Here is a 17,484-nt window from a genome sequence, read left to right on the forward strand (position 1 = left end):
TTTATGCAAGCTACCCATCAACTGAGCAAAGTTGCCAAAGTACTATTACTCACCAGTAGTCTGGCAAGTATGGTTGCTCTAAGCGCATGTAACTACAACCCTATACAAAATACATCTCCCGCAGTCGCTATTCCCAAAAAGGAATATATACAAAAAGGTCAATGGGACACTTTTAACTTTGACCAACTTAACCAATTGATTGCTACTTACGGAAAAGATAGCCCTAACTATAACCCTGAAAAACGCCCATATATTGTCACTGACTTTGACAATACTTCGGTATTTTTAGACATCGAAGAAGCAACTTTAATTTATCAGCTTGAACATTTAGCCTTTAATGTCACGCCAGAACAGCTTAATCAAATTATTCGTAAAGGAATTAGCTCGCAAAATTTTGAAGCGGCCTACAATAACCAGCAAGGCCAAGCGGTTAATATTGATAAAATTGCCCCAGATATTATTGCCAGCTACTCATGGCTTTATCACCACTATAGCGGTCTAAAAGGCCAGCAAACTCTCGATCAAATTAAACAAGATCCGCATTATCTCGATTTCATTACTAAAATGAGATATCTATATGCGGCGATTGGAGACACCTTTGATCATGAAGTCGCATATCCTTGGGTCACTTATTTATTTACTGGGCTTACCGAACAACAAGTCCGTAATCTGGTAAAAGCAACGGTGGCTTGGCAAATGCAGCAACCGATTGGACCCGCGACATGGACCTCTCCCGCTGCACTTTCGGGTCAAGCAGGCGTTGTGAAAACCACTTGGGAAAATGGTTTAAGACCATACCGTGAAATGCAAAATCTATTTAAGGCCTTTCAGGATAATGGCATTGATGTCTATGTCTGTTCGGCATCTTTTATTGATGTGATTAAGGAAATTATTTCTAATCCAGAGATTGGCTATAACATTAATGAAAAAAATGCCTACGCCATGGAGTTAGAACGAGATGCACAAAATCGAATTTTACCCGAGTTTCGTCATGGCTATGCGCAAACTCAAGGTAAAGGCAAAACTGCAACCATCCAGCGTTTTTTAGTCTCTAAATATGGTTACGGACCAATTTTTATCGCAGGTGACAGTGAAGGCGATCAAAATATGATGCAAGATTTTGCGGCGACTCAGAAGGTTCTGATCATCAACCGATTGCGCAGCCCAAACTCTGATATCGGCAAGTTTTCTCAGCAGGCTGTGCAAGGCTATGGTCAAGCCAATACTAAGTTCTTACTACAGGGCCGCGATGCCAATACTGGTCAATTTAGACCTTCAATGGCCAGTTTAAATTATGGTGCACAAACGGCAAAAACTACAAAAAATTAGTATTTCACTTATTTTCTCATGCCTACAATACATGTTGTATGCATGAGAAGCCGCTTAATTTCTTGTTTTAGTTCTGCCCTTTTTGCCTATCTCTAATGCATTTTCTGCCTTCTTTTAGTTCTCTACCCAACCTAAAGATATCTTCTTAAAGAATCAAACCTGAAACTTAAAACAGCAACACATAAACCATTATTTTATAAATAGTTTTAACCACAAAAAATCATGGACGTAAGCAAAAACTGGTATGGCTTTTGCTTAATATAATAATAGTTAGGAATAAATATCATGAGACTTGACATGTTACATCTCAATCCAGCTCATCTTGTCGATTCAAATATGTGTAATCAAGGTGTATTGTCTGCAGCCGCCTCTGGATTAAGCGAGTTTATTCATCAAAAAGGTGCAGATGTTGATCGTGTTTTAGGAATTAGTGGTATTAATCCTGAACTTCTAATCAGCCCAACTTTGAGTTTACAACTACCCAATTATTGTAAGGTGCTAGAACAGGCAGCATTGGTTTCAGGTTGTGATAATTTTGGTTTGCATTATGGTCAACAGTTTCAACCGAAATCCTTAGGGCTCATTGGGTACATTGGTCTTTGTTCAAACACATTAGAGTCTGCACTCATGAACATGACCAATAACTTTTATTTGCATCAGAAAGATACCCTCAATCGGATGGTCGATTTAGGAGATAGCTGGCGCATAGATTATCAGGTCCAACACGGCGCGATTTTAACTCGCCGCCAAGATGCAGAACTGACCATGGGCATGTTTATGAATGTGATCCGTGAAGTGATGGGTCCTCATTATTCACCACGCGCGATTCACTTTGAGCATACTCGACCAGAATTCTGGCAAGAACACAGCAAATTATTTAACGCGCCTGTTTATTTTGATCAGCCTTTTAACTCCATCATCATTTCAAAAAAAGACGTCCAGCATACTATGCCGGGCCGTGATTCTATTTTGTTAACAGTGATTCTAGATACATTGCACCTACTCAATCGCGCTTCACCAAGTCAATGTCTCGCAGATCAGGTACGCTCTCACATCCAACTTGAACTCAGTGAAGGTGAACCAAACCTTGAAAAAATCGCTCATGATATTGGTTTAACGAGTTGCACCCTTCCCCGCCGTTTAAAAAATGAAGGACTGACCTTTACCCATTTAGTCGATCAGGTCCGTTGTGAGTTGGCCGAGCATTATATTAAACAGAAAAATATTCCAATTTCAGAAATGGCATTCTTATTAGGTTACTCAGAAGTAAGTGCTTTATCTCGTGCATTTAAGCGCTGGTTTGGTGTTACACCACGTCAATTAAGACACTAAAACATCGCAAATACAGGCCTTGAATAAAGGCCTTTATTTTAATAGCTGAGCAAATTAGACAAGAAAATACCCTTCAAATTAGATTTAACATCCAACTTGAAGGGTATTTTTTATAGAAGGTCTTACTTTAATTTTGTTAAGGCTTGATCTAAAGCACCGACTAACCAATCGATATCTTTTGTTTGGAAAGCCAAAGGTGGCCGCAGTTTCAATACGTTGCCATAAGGACCTGCAACTGAGGTTAAAACTCGATGAGTATTTCTGAGCTCTTCAATAAGGTTCAAAGCCAATGCTTTATTTGGTTCTTTTGTGGCTCTATCTTTAACTAGTTCAAACCCTATAAACAGACCAGCACCACGTACATCACCAACCACTTCATGTTTATCCATAAGTTTAGTGAGTTCTTTTAGAAGTAGCCCTCCCACATATTTACTATGGGTTTGCAATTCTTCTTCCTGAATGACTTTAAGTACAGCCTGTGCCGCTGCCATAGAAACAGGATTACCACCAAAGGTATTAAAATATGGAATTTTATCGCTAAAAGCAGCAAGGACTTCACTCTTGGCTAAAAGCCCTGACACAGGAACACCGTTACCCATTGGTTTACCTGTGGTAATGATATCAGGTACAACGTTGTGACGGCCAAAGCCCCAGAAAGAATCGCCGGTGCGTGCGAACCCCGGTTGTACTTCATCGGCAATAAAGATTCCGCCATTGGCATGCACGACATCAACCGCTTTTTGTAAAAACCCAACAGGATTAGGCATGACACCGTCAGAAGAAAATATTGAGTCCGCTAAAAAACCTGCAAACTTGATGCCTTTTGCGTTCATATCGTCAATTTGCTGTTGAATCTGCTGAGCAAACCAAGTGCCTAAATCATCAGTTTGAATCCGATAATAATCAGGTGCCGGAACTAGGCGAGTTGTAGCATCTAAAGGCTGCTCAGTTCCAAGTGCTGGAGAACATCCTGATGTTAAACTACTGGTCCCATGATAGGCTTCTTGAGAAACAATAATTCCTGTACCACCGCTATATTCACGGGCAATACGAATCGCTAAATCATTCGCTTCCGAACCCGTACACATATACATGGCACGGTCAATTTCATCGGGAGTGGTTTGTAAGAGTTCTTCGGTATAATCCAAAATATTTTCATGTAAATAACGGGTATGGGTATTGAGCATTTTCATTTGCTCATTTACCGCTTCAATCACCGCAGGATGACAATGACCAATGCTGGCAACATTGTTGTAAACATCCAAATATTGATGACCTGCTGCATCCCATAAATATTGACCCTGTCCTTTCACCAGATGCACGGGATTACGATAAAACAAGCGATAGGATTCACCTAAAATTTTATTTCTTTTATCTGTCAGTTTGCGGGTAGCATGGTCCAGCTCAGCAGCATGTTCTGGACGAAAGCTATTGGTATCCATAATGGTTGAACGCGTACCCATGAATGACTCCTCTATTTATATTCAGCATACTTTTGCGCGAGACAATGACTGACGTAAGCAATTCATACTCTGATTCGACATATTTCAGTATTTGTTTGAAGCTACGCAAACCATATTGCTTAAGTATCTTGAAAAAAACTTGACCTCAGACCACTCAAGCCACGATTTGAAGTCAACTTATTAGTCTTATACTTCAAGGTTTCACTACTCTTTTTTTCAATAACTCAAATTTGTTACCATTACACATCTGGAGTGACTCCAAATCGCTTTATACTATGGATGCCAATTCTCAAAGTTCATCCAGTTGTGTTCTTTTCTTGAATGACATTCATTTTTAAAAGACTTGAAATTGGTTAGATGACCAAACGTAAAATATTACTGATTTTTTAAGGGTTTAATACGCATGAATAGCGCTGAAATCATGGCTGACTTATCTTCTCACACACCTATGATGCAGCAATATCTCAAAGTTAAAACGGACTATCAACATGCGTTGCTGTTCTACCGTATGGGTGACTTTTATGAACTCTTCTTTGAAGATGCTCATTTAGCAGCCAAACTTTTAGGCATTACCTTAACCCATCGCGGCAAAGCCAGTGGCCGACCTATTCCAATGGCGGGGGTTCCCTATCATTCAGCCGAAGGTTATTTGGCGCGACTTGTTAAAGCTGGGCGCACGGTAGCCATTTGCGAACAAGTTGGAGAAGTAACAGGCAAAGGCCCTGTTGAACGTAAAGTTGTTCGTATTCTGACCCCTGGTACATTAACTGATGATGCATTACTCAGCAGTTATCAATCATCTAATCTCGTTTCATTGTGCATTCATCAAAACCAGATTGGTTTTGCTTTACTTGACTTGAGTGCAGGCATTTTTAAAGTTCAACAACAAGATTACAAGCCAGAACAATTACCTATTGAACTTGCGCGTTTAATGCCAAGTGAGATCTTGATTGATGAAGACTTGGTCGATACCAATATTATCGAACAAATTAAAAAGCATTTAGATTGCCCTGTTACTAAACGTCCAAATGTAGACTTCAACCTAAATAATGCACAAAAAACCTTATGTGATCAGTTTACAGTATCAACACTTTCAGGTTTTGGTTTAGACCCATTACCTTTAGCCAAGGCTGCTGCCGCTGCGCTTATTCACTATGCAAAAGAAACCCAAAAAACTGCATTACCACATATTCGCTCAATCCAACTTGAACAAAGTACCGACTTTATTGCGCTCGACCCAATTACGCGCCGCAACTTAGAAATTATCGAGCCATTATTTGAACATGGAACATCATTATTCCAACTGGTAAATGATTGCCAAACTGCAATGGGTGGCCGTCTATTAAGCCGCACACTCATGCAACCTGTGCGTGATACTGCATTGCTTGATGCTCGTTTAGATGCGATTGAGCAACTCATTCAGGGATATCACGAAAACCCAGTTCGTTTAGTGCTTAAAGAAATTGGTGATATTGAACGCGTGCTTAGCCGCGTTGCGCTAGGCAGTGCGCGACCACGTGATTTGGTGCAACTTCGTCATGCATGTGCACAAATTCCAGCTTTAAGAACGGCGTTAACTCCAGTCATTCAAGCGAAGAAATCTAAGTTATTAGTTCAATTAGATGAAGAGCTTGGAGACTTCAAAGCGCTTCATCAACATTTAATGGCAGCAATCGTTGAAAATCCACCTGTATTACTTCGTGATGGCAATGTAATTGCAGAAGGATATGATGCTGAGCTCGATGAATTACGCCAAATTCGTGATCATGCAGGTCAATTCTTAATTGATCTAGAAATTAAAGAGCGTGAACGTACAGGCATTAATACCCTTAAAATCGGCTATAACCGTGTAAGTGGTTACTACATTGAACTGACTCGTGCTCAAGCAGAACAAGCACCAGCCGACTATATCCGTCGTCAAACTTTAAAGAATGCTGAACGCTACATTACCCCTGAGCTTAAGAGTTTTGAAGATAAGGTCCTGTCGAGTGAGTCGCGTGCACTCTCTCGTGAAAAAGCATTATTCGAAGCTTTGCTTGAAAACCTTCGCGAAAACATCGCTCATCTACAAATGATGAGTTCAGCAATTGCTCAAATTGATGTCATTGCAAACTTTGCTCATCAAGCACGTTTAAACAATTGGGCGCGCCCTGAATTTACCCCGGAAACAGGCATTAAAATTCAGGCAGGTCGTCATCCTGTTGTTGAAGCATTAAATAAAGCACCATTTACCCCAAATGATACTTTCCTTGATGCTCAACACCGTATGGCCATTATTACCGGTCCAAACATGGGCGGTAAATCAACCTTCATGCGTCAAACGGCATTAATCAGTTTACTTGCTTATTGCGGTAGCTATGTTCCAGCTAAAGCCGTTAAACTTGGTCCAATTGACCGAATTTTTACCCGTATTGGTTCAGCCGATGATTTATCTACAGGCAAATCTACCTTTATGGTCGAGATGACTGAAACTTCGCAAATTCTGCATCATGCCACCAATCAGTCGTTGGTGTTAATGGATGAAGTTGGCCGCGGAACCAGTACATATGACGGTTTATCTTTAGCATGGGCATGTGTGGTCGATTTAACCAAGCGCGTAAAATGTTTATGTTTATTCGCGACTCATTATTTTGAGTTGACCGAACTTGGTAGTGAAGCAGGAATCGATAACTATCATGTCACGGCGCAAGAGCTGAACGGCAATCTGATTTTATTACATAAAGTTCAGCAAGGCCCTGCAAGCCAAAGTCATGGTTTACAGGTCGCAAAATTAGCGGGTATTCCTGCCAATGTTATTAAAGAAGCGCAGAAACGTTTGCGCATTTTAGAAAAACAGCAGCAACAACATCTACAAACCAGTTTTCAAAATGATTTGTTTGCTCCACCAGATGCAAATTCTGGTTCACAAATCATAGAGAAAGTTGTCGAGATCGAAGTTTCATCCCCTGCTCTAGATTTGCTTAAGCAAATTGAAGTCGATAACTTATCGCCTCGTCAGGCGCTTGAACAACTCTACGAGTTAAAAGCTGCACTCAAATCTTAATAAAGCACTTCCGAATAAGCAGGCTTAGGTCTGCTTATTCATATCGGAGAATAATATTTATATGATCTTAAGATCTTTGCAAAGTTCAGAAATTGATCTTATTTGGCAGCAGATTAGCCGCCGTGAATTAATTACTCAAAACTACATACAAAAACAGCAACAGTTAGAATTGGTTGATTGTTTTTTTGATGTACAAAATTGGGACTCATACCATCTAGAAAATGACCCACCTAAACTCAAACAACTCTTTGAACAAGGTTCAATATTTGTAGGCGCATTTGATGCCACAGAAAAACTTGTTGGCGTGAGCGTAGTGTCAAATCAACTTATAGCGGATTACCCACAAGCGAAATTACTTCACTATTTCTATGTCGATGCTGACCAACAAGGTCAAGGCATTGGTGCTAAGCTTATGCAAGCCGCAAAAGAGTCCGCCAAGCAACTCGGTGCAGACCAACTGTATATTTCAGCAACCCCAAGTCGACGCACTGTAGACTTCTATATGAAACATGGTGCGCAACCGTTAAGTGCACCAGATCAACAACTTTGGCAGCTCGAACCTGAAGATATTCATTTAGTATGTAAGCTTTAGCTCTAAAAATTTAAGGTTTTCTAAGCAAAAAAGCCGTAAATCAAAATTTGTAAAACAAAAAATGAAAAGTTAAGGTATTTATTAAAATGGATGCCTTGACTTAAATGACATCTAAATAATTAAATAAAATAATTTTTAAGTTATTGTTTTATAAAATATATTATTGTTTTAATTTTATAGACAAGCAGTTCATAAGACTGAAAGATCTGTTTGATTATCAACGTATTAACTTATCTTCATATGCATGAATAAAGAATATCAATAAAAGCAATTGTTTGTTTACCCCTTTTTTGCCTAAAATAAGCTATTCGAAATGAAACCATATTTTTTAGGTAGCTGTCGCCATGACCTTTGTTGTCACTGAAAATTGTATTAAATGTAAATACCAAGATTGCGTAGAAGTTTGTCCTGTAGACTGTTTTTACGAAGGTCCGAATTTCCTAGTGATTAATCCGGATGAATGTATTGACTGTGCATTATGTGAACCAGAGTGCCCAGCAAATGCAATTTTCTCTGAAGATGAGTTACCTGAAGGTCAAGAAGTATTTATTGAATTAAATGCTGAACTTTCTCAAAAATGGCCTAACATTACTCAAATTGGCGATCAACCAGCTGACCGTGAAGAATGGAACGGCAAACCTGATAAATTACAATATCTTGAAAAGTAATTTCAAAAAAGATCAGCAACTGCTGATCTTTTTTTATACCCTATTCAAACATTTCATTGCAAATTCCTCGTAATTTGTGCACTGTTTTGCATTAAAATACCCGCAATATTTATAAGTGCTTAATTTTTCTTATGCGGAAGTTTTTGCAGAGTATGGTGCCCTTATGCATAATCCCAGCGGTTATGGTAGGTTGTGTCAGCTCTCCCCAACACACAACAACAGGCAAAACCTCTCCAAGTGGTAAACGAATCTTTATTCCACAAGAGCGCGTTATTATCGAGCGCCCAATTCCCCCTAAAGTTGAGCCTGCATCTTATCGAAGTTGGTTAAGTTCTGGTGAAAATTACCAACGTGTTCGGGAATACGAAAAATTCTTAACCCGAAATAATGTTGCAGGCATTGTGCCAAGCTTTGAGTTATTACGTTCAGCACGTGATTGGCAAAAATGTGGCCGCTCTGAATATGCTGTACCTAATCGCGAGCTATGGGGAAATTCTTTATCTACCCTACGCGTATTTAAATATTTAGTTGCAGCAAAAGTTCTTACCGACTTTGAAGTGACCTCGGTTTACCGAGATTTACCTTTAAATGAATGTGCAGGCGGTGCAAGCTCATCTAAACATTTATTTAACTCGGCAATCGATTTCCGTATTGGTCCTGAGTTCCCCCAAGCTCAAGATTATGCATTTATCGAAAATACCAAGTTTAAACTTTGTCAGTTCTGGGCTCAGCATGGTCAAAGCTTAAATATGGGTATTGGTCTATATAGTTCAGGTCAAATTCATATCGACACTCAAGGCTATCGTACTTGGGGACCTGACCTCACCCGCAACAGTTCAATGTGTAATTTCTAATAAAAAACTCCTTTCAACTGAAAGGAGTTTTTTTATTGTTCATTTCCCAATCAACCAAAATTTCTTGAAACGAAGATTTTTGCACTCTATGCATAAACGTTTAAAATAGCCCGATCAACATATAGGTAAATTTAATTATGCAGCAGATGTGGACAGACATTGACCAATATATCGATTCACATTTAATTCCCGAAGACCCGCGACTCGAATATGCATTAAAGAATACCGACGAACACGGCTTTTCAAATCATCTTGCAGTAGCACCTAACCAAGGAATGTTCTTGCAAATGCTTATTCAAATGAATAAATGCAAACGAGTCTTAGAAATCGGAACTTTTGCTGCATACAGTACCATCTGGTTAGGCCGTGCTTTACCTGAAGATGGTTATTTACTCACAATAGAAGGCCGTGCTACTCATGCAGAAATGGCTCAAAAAAATATCGATCATGCCAATCTTCCTGTAAAAGTCGATCTTCGAGCTGGCCGTGCTGCAGATATCCTTTCTGCGATTGATCCTCAATCTATCGAGCCTTTTGATTTTATTTTCATTGATGCTGATAAACAGGGTTATCCTGAATATTTAGAATTGAGTCTGAAATTCTCAAGATCAGGCACCATTATCGTGCTCGACAATGTAATTCGTGCAGGTGATATTTTAAATCCTGACAATAAAAAACCGAGTATTGAAGGCATCCGTGAAATGTTTAAAGCCTTAGAAAATCATCCGCAAATCTTGTCTTGTACAGCCTTACAAACAGTTGGCTCAAAAGGTCATGATGGCTTCGCAATTGCAATTGTGAAATAATGGTTAAAAAATCATCTTTTTTATTTTATTATTTATAATCAATTAATTACTTTTATTACTATTGCTTTTCCATATAGTTATCCACAAGATTTGCGGATAACTATATGCAAATCTCATCATTTAGCTACGAGTAACGGTACAGTCGCGTTTCGGAATATGGTTGTCGCAATACTTCCCAAGAAGAACTGGTGAATTTTGCTATGGCTAAATGCCCCTAACACAATGATCTGAATACCATGCTCTTGTTGGTACTCTAGAATGTTTTGTGCAACATCGCCATAACGGTAAACGGTGACTACATCTAGACCCGCTTGTTTAAGATAATGTTCTGGTTCATTTAATATTTCTGGATGATCACCTACATACACCAAATGACATTGCAGTGTTCGCAATAAGTCACTTTGGGCAATACGGCGCATCATTTTTTGACAAGTTGGCGAATATTCATAAGCAAAGATAAATCGTGTTGGCACTTTAAAGTTTTCACCAATGGTCAAAACAGTACAGTTCGCACCGCGGATGAAGTTTTCAACATTGCTACCGATTGGTTTGTGTTTCTCGGCTGCTCTTTCCCCGACTCGACCTAAAATAACGATGTCATTTTCATGTAAGAGATTAAAACTTTGTTCTAAAAAATCACCTTTTTCTTGAATTTTTGAGCTGGTAATTCCGTGCTTTTCTTGAATAAGATCAGAAATATGGCGGAGTAAATTATTACTATAATCTAACGCGAGTTCACTTTGTTTTTGCTCTAGCTCAGCTAACTCTTTTAGCAGCATTGCATTGCTTTCAAAGCCGATTACCCCACTAATTTCACCAAGATGGTAACTGGCTGGGTAATAGTCCAGAATTTGTAATAATACAAGTTCCCGTCCGGTCGCTTTAGCAACCCATGCTGCTGCATCAGCAATAGCATTAATACACGGTGATGAGTCAATACACGCAATAACACGGTTCATGTTAGCCTCTCTTCTTCAGGTCTATTGCCTTGGAGATTATTATTAAAACTTAGCTTTAACTTAACATAGATAAAAATTGGTATGTTAAGGTTTATGTATAAAAACCAACTTTTTTGTTTAAAGATCAAACATTTTATTACATTCTTAGGACTGCATTATTCTCTTAAACGAATAAATTTTGCGGGGTTCCCACCGACAATATGGTACGGCTCAACATCTTTAGTCACCATACTATTCATCCCGACCACAGCATGTTTACCGATTTTAATACCGTCTTTGATCCCCACATGTGCACCCAACCAAACGTCTTGCTCAATTTCAATTCCTTTAGAAGTAACTGGCTGTTGGTAAAGTGGACGGTCTAGTTGCATCCCATGGTCAAATGCATATAAATGGCAATACGCGGCAATACGGACTTGATCATGCAACTTTATGCCCGTTCGTCCCCCATCTAAAATACAATGATGGTTAATCGCGACTTCACTACCGATTTCCAGCGGTCCATGCAATGTGCAATCAGCCGCAATAAAACTATTATCCCCAATAATAATTTTGCGGCCTGGTTCAGCAAAAATATGTGCTAGCGGCGAAATAAAACAATTTTCACCAATCTCAACTGTTTCCATATCCATTAAATAAGCTTGATATTCCTTTTGCCACTCTTCAGCCCAAGCACGGTTTTTAGGTTTTAAAGTCCAATATAACCATGGCATATAGTTTAAGCGGTGCTTATGTTGCTCACGATATTTCAGTAAGGAATCAGTCATCAGTTAATTCCTCTTCAATTTTTAATTCTTCACGACCACGTGTTACGTCTCTGAGTTTTAAGGCGAGCGGTTCAATTTGATGTATCTGTAGTCTCGCTTCGATATCTACACCTGTTGCCGTATAGGTTTCCTGATATTCAATCTGTTGTTGAGTCAGTTCATATTGAAATATGGCCCACTCATTAAAATGACAAGAAAAGTGAATCGTCTTCTTTGCAATGAGTTCAATACGTTCAGCCAATAATAAACATTGTCCAGCACAGCCACCGTATGCTCTAACAAGGCCGCCCGTTCCAAGTTTTATACCGCCATACCAGCGGTTAACCATCACAATAATATTCGTCAGGTCATTCCCTTCAATAGTCGCCAAGATTGGACGCCCTGCTGTTCCTGACGGTTCACCATCATCGTTAAAGCGTACGTTATGCCCAATTTTCCAAGCCCAACATTGGTGAGTGGTCGAGATATCCTTGTTGTATTCTAAAAATTCTTTAACCTGCTGTTCATTTTCTACTGGCGCAGCAATGGCCTGAAATCTACTTTTTTTAATTTCTTCTTCAAATGTAATCTGTGATGCAATCGTAAAAGCCATAAATAAGATAAAGCACAATAAAAATCAAATTATAACGTGAATTTAATAGAATCAAACCTATAAAAAAGCCCCGAATCTCGGGGCTTTTTTATTATCTTTCTCGTAATGCCTCTTTGGCTTTATTAAATGGTTTAAGTAAGTAATCAAGTACTGTTTTTTGACCAGTACGAATATCTACTGTTGCCACCATACCCGGTGTAATACCAAACGCTTTACCTTCTTTATTGTAAAGTTTGTCGGAATCAGTACGGATATAAACACGATAATAGAATTGATCCTGTTTTACTTCATCACGAATCGTATCTGGTGAAATAACCGTAACCTTACCTTTTAAACCACCATAAATTGAGTAGTCATAGGCAGTGATTTTAACCAGTGCTTCTTGTCCCGGACGAATAAAGGCAATGTCACGCGGTAAAATACGCGCTTCAATCAGCAGTTGTTCATCAATCGGTACAATCGTCATTAGTTTACCGTTTTGTGGAACAACACCACCACGAGTAGTGACTGCAATTTCTTTGACGACACCACGCACTGGTGCTCTGAACACTGCACGGTCTAAACTGTCACTACGACCCAGTACAATTTGTTGTTGCGTTTCGCTATCGGTATTCGCTTTCGATAACTCTTCACGCGCTTTCACATAGTACTGGTTCTGCGCATCATTCATTTTGTTTTGCAAATCATTTGCTTCACGACGTAAACGTAAAACCTCAACCTCACTTGCAGCACCTTTAGCAACCAAAGGCTCTGTCATCGCCAGTTCTTGTTGCACCAGTTGTAAAGCCTGTCTTAAACCTGCAAGCGTTTGTTCAAGATCAGCACGGCGCGAACGATATAATGCAGTTTCTTCTTGTACTAACTTTGGTTCTTTCATCACAATTTCAGGAAAAACCAAAGGTGTACCGTTTACTTCCGCACGCAAACGCGCTGCTGTCGCTTGAGCAGAGATTAGTAAAGATCTTGATTCACCAACATTTGATGCAAAACGGGTTGGATCGAGCTGCGCAAGAATTTCGCCCTTTTGAACAATGTCACCTTCTTGTACATTCAGCTTAGTTAAGATACCGCCCTCTAAAGACTGAATAACCTGCTCTTTAGATGATGGAATGACTTTACCCGTACCGGTAGAAACTTCTTCAAGTTTAAATCCCCACGCCCAGATAAAGAAAATAACCAAGCCAATGCCCACAATCCAGATCACTAGACTGGCACGTGGTAAGGGTGGCTCACTATAAGATACATTCATTGAACGGGTGAGTTGTTGTTCTTGTTGTGGTTCGCTCATGAATTACCCCCTTGGCTCACTTGTTTTTGTTGGGCTGTTGATTGATTGAGTACCTGATCTCTTGGACCGTCCATCACGATTTTGCCTTCATTCACGACAATAATGCGGTCCACCAGTTCTAATACAGCGCGGCGGTGGGTCGCAACGACCAAAGTACGATGTGCCAGCCAACCTTTTAAATGATCAATCAGTTGTTTCTCTGCCACGTCATCAATGGCTGCTGTCGGTTCGTCTAACAATAAAATGTTAGGTTGACGAATCAATAGACGAGCCAGTAACAATGCTTGTTTCTGACCACCAGAGAAACCAACACCACCTTCTAAAATCAGGTGATCTAGCCCTTCTTTTTTCTCTTGAACAAAAGGTAATGCACCAGTCACTACTAGCGCACGAAGAATCTCTTCATCCGTTGCAAGCGGCGCACCTAAAGTGAGATTTTCACGAATCGTACCGTAGAAAAGATGCGCATTCTGGTTGAGCAAACCCATGTCACGACGTACATCAGAAGGGTCAATTAATGAAAGATCGAGACCATCTAAATGTACTGCGCCTTGAGTTGGAACTTGCATACCAGATAGAAGCTGGAGCAGTGTTGATTTACCTGCACCGTTACGCCCTAATATGGCAATTTTTTCACCAGCACGAATTTTTAAATGACGGATTGCCAAACTTGGTTTTGGGTCTTCTTCGCCATATTGGAATAAGACATTTTTTAATTCGTAATCGCCATTTAAAACTGCTTTGTGTACCAGATGCGAACGATCTGCCTGATCGATCGGACGTTGCATGAGTTCATCAAGGCTTTGTTTTGCGACTTTTGCTTGCTGTAAACGTCCTAACACACCTGTAATTTGAGCAATCGGTGCCAACATACGTGAAGATAAAATTGAACAAGCTACTAACGCACCTGTAGTCATTTCACCTTCCATCACGGCAAAACATCCTACCAACACCACAATTGCATAGGTCAAACCTTGAAGCATTTGAGTCCATGCCATTAAGGTGCCAACAATTTTACGCTGTCTCATCCCGATATCGGCTGAAACCTCGTTCATGTGGTTCCACTGGTTTTGGAAGCGAGACTCAGCACGTAATAGCTTAATGTCTTCAATACCCTGCACCGCTTCAACAAGAATAGCGTTACGGATTGAAGATTCTCTCATACCTTCTTGTGCGAGTTGCGCTAGCTTCTTCTGTGCCAGAATACCCGGCAAAAGCATAAGTGGCACAACCAGCAGCATCACCCAAAACAGTTTTCCACCAATAATCGCAAAAATGATCAGGAAGAGGAAAAAGAACGGGAAATCGGCAATTGCACTAATGGTGGTTGAAGTCACCAGCTCACGAACACCTTCGAGCTCACGAATCTGGGAAATAAAACTACCGGTAGATTTTGAACGGTCTTTATTCTTGATACGTAAGGCATGACCAAATACACGGTCAGACACCCGTAAGTCAGCACGCTTACCAATAATATCGGATAAGTACACGCGTGATATACGTAAGGTAAATTCAAAAAGTGCTGCAATAAGCACACCGCCTGCCAGCACCCATAAAGTCGGGATAGACTGAGATGGTACAACACGGTCATACACTTGCATTGAGAAAATAATGGTTGCCAGTGCCAAGACATTGGCAATCAGTGAGGCAAACATAATATCAACGTAGCGTTTCCAGTCTCTTAAAACAATCGACCAGAACCAGCTTGCTTCATATGGTTTGATATATTCGTCAATACGCGCATCGGGAATAGAAGTTTCAGGACGCAGGATGTAGACATTCTTAATTGTTGTTTTTAAGACATCTAAGCTTAAATTTTGGGAAAGGCCGTGATCTCCACTAAACTGGATACTAACATTTCCTTGAGTATCGGCTTTATCAATTACACCGACCTGTCCGTCATTAAACTCAACCATGACCGGTAAACGCCATGGATTAAGTAAATCTAATGAAAAAGGTACTTTACGTAAATTGAGTCCAACCTGACGTGTCATTAACTGCAAAACATCATCAAGGTTTTGATTTTGATTCCAGTCAAGTTGTAAACGAATTCTTTCTTCTGAAGGCTCAATTCTATAATGTTTAGCAATCGTTAAGACCGCCTGTAACCAGGGCTGGTAGTTTATTTTTGTCATCATGGTTGTACTTCGAACCCCTGAATTGAAATATTATTTAAGTCATAAGCTTGGCGGGAACGTCCTGTTGCTGCAATGTACTGAACAATACTGCTGTAGATGTCATAACGTGCAGTTTCAAGTTCTGAATTGGCGCTATGAATCGCTTGTTCAGCATTCAATAAGTCAACCAATGAACGGGTACCGAGTTTGTACTGCTCTTGATAAAGTTCGCGTGTACGAACTGTCGTCGCTTGGCGGTTGGCTAAAACCTGCATTTGACGTTGTTTATTTTCAATTTGTTCACGGCTGGTTCTGATCTGATCGAGCACATCCAGATACACAGAATTCACTTTAGATTTAGCGGCTTCTTCTGCGTAACTTGCCATTTTTACCTGAGAAGAAACTGCTCCACCTTGATAAAACTGGCTGGTAGCTTCAAGCATGATGGAACTATATAAACCGTCATCTTCATCATTGTTTGGGTTTTTTCCATTAATGGCCTGACTCACCGAGCCTTTCACTGCCAAAGTTGGATAACGTGTTAAACGGGTCTGTTCCTTTTGAGCTTTCGCCACTTCAATGCCCGCTTGTGCCGCGATCATTTTTGGAATGGTATTAAACTCAGGTTCACCATATAAATCAGACACTTTCACCAAATCATCTGGAATAATCCAACCTGTACGTGAAACATCAGCACCCAACAATGTTCTTAAATGTTGTTGATACTGGCGTAATAAAGATTGCTGTGCAATCAAACCGGACTGTGCAGCTTGTAAATAAGACTGAGCTTGGATCGGGTCAGCTTGGCTACTAATACCAGCATTTGCACGTAAATTAGCGATTTCCTGAATTCGCTGAATACCCGCAATTTGCTGCTCGGCAATTTTATTTAATTGGAGATAGCGCTGAATGTTGATAATCGACTGAGCCACATCAAGTGCAATATCGTCAATGCTGACCAAAACATTCGCCTGTTCGACTTGGAGTTTGGCCTTCTCAACCGATACACCTGATTTGACTTTACCAAAATCATAAAGCATTTGAGTTGCGTTTAAAGTCAATAACTGCCGACCACGCTCGCCACTACTCAAGTCACCTGTGGTAATACCACCTGAAATTTGAGGATAATAACCTGCCTTCGCAACATCAATACCGGCATTTTGGCCAGCTAAAGTTGAAATGGCTTGGGAAATATCAGGGTTACGCTGGATGGCGATTTTCACCGCTTCCTGTAGAGTCATTTTCCTTGATGGCAAATTTGAATAAGATGAAGCTGCTCTATCATTGAGTTGAACAGTCGGAAACTCCTGCACTCTAGAGCGATCTAGCCTAAAATTACTCAACTCTTGCATCTTAGCGACTTTAAATTCATCACTACTTTTAGGGGCAAAAAGTTGTGATAAGTTGTCTTTTAATGTGTGATATTGCTCACTTGGTTTAGCGGCATATATCACCATAGGTACATGCAGTGAAGTTAAAAGCATCAACCCTTTCAGGAAAGCTGGCTTTTTACATGTCCTTTTTACTCTTCTCTGGTTATATCCAATCATGCTTGTCTTGTTGATCTTGTTTGTTATCGTTTAAAAGCTTTTACATTCTACATATTTTTTTGCATAAAGAAGCATAAATGCAGGAATAATTCACACATTACTTTTTCATTAACTAAAGATTCTA

Annotated in this window: 14 protein-coding genes; 7 read left to right on the forward strand and 7 right to left on the reverse strand. The window is 39.9% G+C overall.

Annotation, left to right across the window (positions count from 1 at the left end):
• Positions 1 to 3: 3 nt before the first annotated feature.
• Together J663_RS14010 and J663_RS14015 are read left to right on the forward strand one after the other, a co-directional pair.
• Positions 4 to 1,329, forward strand: coding sequence for a phosphoserine phosphatase (locus tag J663_RS14010; protein WP_033850479.1), 1,326 nt, complete (start codon positions 4 to 6; stop codon positions 1,327 to 1,329).
• Positions 1,330 to 1,626: 297 nt separating this feature from the next.
• Positions 1,627 to 2,661: an AraC family transcriptional regulator gene (locus J663_RS14015; RefSeq protein WP_033850601.1), complete on the forward strand. Its 1,035-nt coding sequence runs from the start codon at positions 1,627 to 1,629 to the stop codon at positions 2,659 to 2,661.
• A 122-nt stretch (positions 2,662 to 2,783) separates the two neighbouring features.
• Here the strand turns inward: J663_RS14015 and J663_RS14020 are convergent, their stop codons facing one another.
• Positions 2,784 to 4,124, reverse strand: coding sequence for an aspartate aminotransferase family protein (locus tag J663_RS14020; protein ID WP_033850481.1), 1,341 nt, complete (start codon positions 4,122 to 4,124; stop codon positions 2,784 to 2,786).
• A 403-nt stretch (positions 4,125 to 4,527) separates the two neighbouring features.
• Here J663_RS14020 and mutS point away from each other — a divergent pair, with 403 nt between their 5' ends.
• The 5 genes from mutS (at position 4,528) to J663_RS14045 (ending at position 10,087) form a co-directional block, all read left to right on the forward strand.
• On the forward strand, positions 4,528 to 7,167 hold the full coding sequence (gene mutS / locus J663_RS14025) for a DNA mismatch repair protein MutS (protein WP_002115830.1): 2,640 nt from the start codon (positions 4,528 to 4,530) through the stop codon (positions 7,165 to 7,167).
• Between the two features lie 61 nt (positions 7,168 to 7,228).
• Positions 7,229 to 7,759, forward strand: coding sequence for a GNAT family N-acetyltransferase (locus tag J663_RS14030; RefSeq protein WP_033850483.1), 531 nt, complete (start codon positions 7,229 to 7,231; stop codon positions 7,757 to 7,759).
• A 344-nt stretch (positions 7,760 to 8,103) separates the two neighbouring features.
• Positions 8,104 to 8,427: a ferredoxin FdxA gene (fdxA, locus tag J663_RS14035; RefSeq protein ID WP_002051033.1), complete on the forward strand. Its 324-nt coding sequence runs from the start codon at positions 8,104 to 8,106 to the stop codon at positions 8,425 to 8,427.
• Positions 8,428 to 8,558: 131 nt separating this feature from the next.
• Complete coding sequence (locus J663_RS14040; protein ID WP_182917432.1) at positions 8,559 to 9,281, forward strand: D-Ala-D-Ala carboxypeptidase family metallohydrolase; 723 nt, start codon at positions 8,559 to 8,561, stop codon at positions 9,279 to 9,281.
• 137 nt (positions 9,282 to 9,418) lie between these two features.
• Positions 9,419 to 10,087: an O-methyltransferase gene (locus J663_RS14045; RefSeq protein ID WP_002115787.1), complete on the forward strand. Its 669-nt coding sequence runs from the start codon at positions 9,419 to 9,421 to the stop codon at positions 10,085 to 10,087.
• A 116-nt stretch (positions 10,088 to 10,203) separates the two neighbouring features.
• Here J663_RS14045 and J663_RS14050 read toward each other — a convergent pair whose 3' ends face one another.
• The 6 genes from J663_RS14050 to J663_RS19760 form a co-directional block, all read right to left on the reverse strand.
• Positions 10,204 to 11,046, reverse strand: coding sequence for a universal stress protein (locus J663_RS14050; RefSeq protein ID WP_002115820.1), 843 nt, complete (start codon positions 11,044 to 11,046; stop codon positions 10,204 to 10,206).
• Positions 11,047 to 11,201: 155 nt separating this feature from the next.
• Positions 11,202 to 11,813 carry a chloramphenicol acetyltransferase CAT gene (locus J663_RS14055; protein WP_032007531.1) on the reverse strand — a complete coding sequence of 204 codons (612 nt, stop codon included), beginning with the start codon at positions 11,811 to 11,813 and terminating at the stop codon, positions 11,202 to 11,204.
• Positions 11,806 to 12,405, reverse strand: a complete 600-nt coding sequence (locus tag J663_RS14060) for an IMPACT family protein (RefSeq protein WP_032038417.1) — start codon at positions 12,403 to 12,405, stop codon at positions 11,806 to 11,808. The genes J663_RS14055 and J663_RS14060 overlap by 8 nt, the downstream gene beginning before the upstream one ends.
• A gap of 91 nt (positions 12,406 to 12,496) precedes the next feature.
• Positions 12,497 to 13,693 carry an HlyD family efflux transporter periplasmic adaptor subunit gene (locus tag J663_RS14065; RefSeq protein ID WP_033850487.1) on the reverse strand — a complete coding sequence of 399 codons (1,197 nt, stop codon included), beginning with the start codon at positions 13,691 to 13,693 and terminating at the stop codon, positions 12,497 to 12,499.
• On the reverse strand, positions 13,690 to 15,831 hold the full coding sequence (locus tag J663_RS14070) for a type I secretion system permease/ATPase (RefSeq protein WP_005802602.1): 2,142 nt from the start codon (positions 15,829 to 15,831) through the stop codon (positions 13,690 to 13,692). Before J663_RS14070 ends, J663_RS14065 begins: the two co-directional genes overlap by 4 nt.
• Positions 15,828 to 17,294: a TolC family protein gene (locus J663_RS19760; RefSeq protein WP_033850491.1), complete on the reverse strand. Its 1,467-nt coding sequence runs from the start codon at positions 17,292 to 17,294 to the stop codon at positions 15,828 to 15,830. Before J663_RS19760 ends, J663_RS14070 begins: the two co-directional genes overlap by 4 nt.
• Positions 17,295 to 17,484: the final 190 nt, after the last annotated feature.

It is taken from the genome of Acinetobacter sp. 826659, from assembly GCF_000588515.1.
In the GTDB taxonomy this organism is placed as follows: Bacteria; Pseudomonadota; Gammaproteobacteria; order Pseudomonadales; family Moraxellaceae; genus Acinetobacter; species Acinetobacter pittii.

Bases quoted from the DNA above. Each gene is read 5' to 3' on its own strand.
- J663_RS14060 (WP_032038417.1), bottom strand. From the start codon at position 12,405: ATGGCTTTTACGATTGCATCACAGATTACATTTGAAGAAGAAATTAAA.
- J663_RS14070 (WP_005802602.1), bottom strand. From the start codon at position 15,831: ATGATGACAAAAATAAACTACCAGCCCTGGTTACAGGCGGTCTTAACG.
- J663_RS14030 (WP_033850483.1), top strand. From the start codon at position 7,229: ATGATCTTAAGATCTTTGCAAAGTTCAGAAATTGATCTTATTTGGCAG.
- J663_RS14065 (WP_033850487.1), bottom strand. From the start codon at position 13,693: ATGAGCGAACCACAACAAGAACAACAACTCACCCGTTCAATGAATGTA.
- J663_RS14020 (WP_033850481.1), bottom strand. From the start codon at position 4,124: ATGGGTACGCGTTCAACCATTATGGATACCAATAGCTTTCGTCCAGAA.
- J663_RS14045 (WP_002115787.1), top strand. From the start codon at position 9,419: ATGCAGCAGATGTGGACAGACATTGACCAATATATCGATTCACATTTA.
- J663_RS14010 (WP_033850479.1), top strand. From the start codon at position 4: ATGCAAGCTACCCATCAACTGAGCAAAGTTGCCAAAGTACTATTACTC.
- J663_RS14015 (WP_033850601.1), top strand. From the start codon at position 1,627: ATGTTACATCTCAATCCAGCTCATCTTGTCGATTCAAATATGTGTAAT.
- mutS (WP_002115830.1), top strand. From the start codon at position 4,528: ATGAATAGCGCTGAAATCATGGCTGACTTATCTTCTCACACACCTATG.
- J663_RS14055 (WP_032007531.1), bottom strand. From the start codon at position 11,813: ATGACTGATTCCTTACTGAAATATCGTGAGCAACATAAGCACCGCTTA.
- J663_RS14040 (WP_182917432.1), top strand. From the start codon at position 8,559: ATGCGGAAGTTTTTGCAGAGTATGGTGCCCTTATGCATAATCCCAGCG.
- J663_RS14050 (WP_002115820.1), bottom strand. From the start codon at position 11,046: ATGAACCGTGTTATTGCGTGTATTGACTCATCACCGTGTATTAATGCT.
- J663_RS19760 (WP_033850491.1), bottom strand. From the start codon at position 17,294: ATGCTTTTAACTTCACTGCATGTACCTATGGTGATATATGCCGCTAAA.
- fdxA (WP_002051033.1), top strand. From the start codon at position 8,104: ATGACCTTTGTTGTCACTGAAAATTGTATTAAATGTAAATACCAAGAT.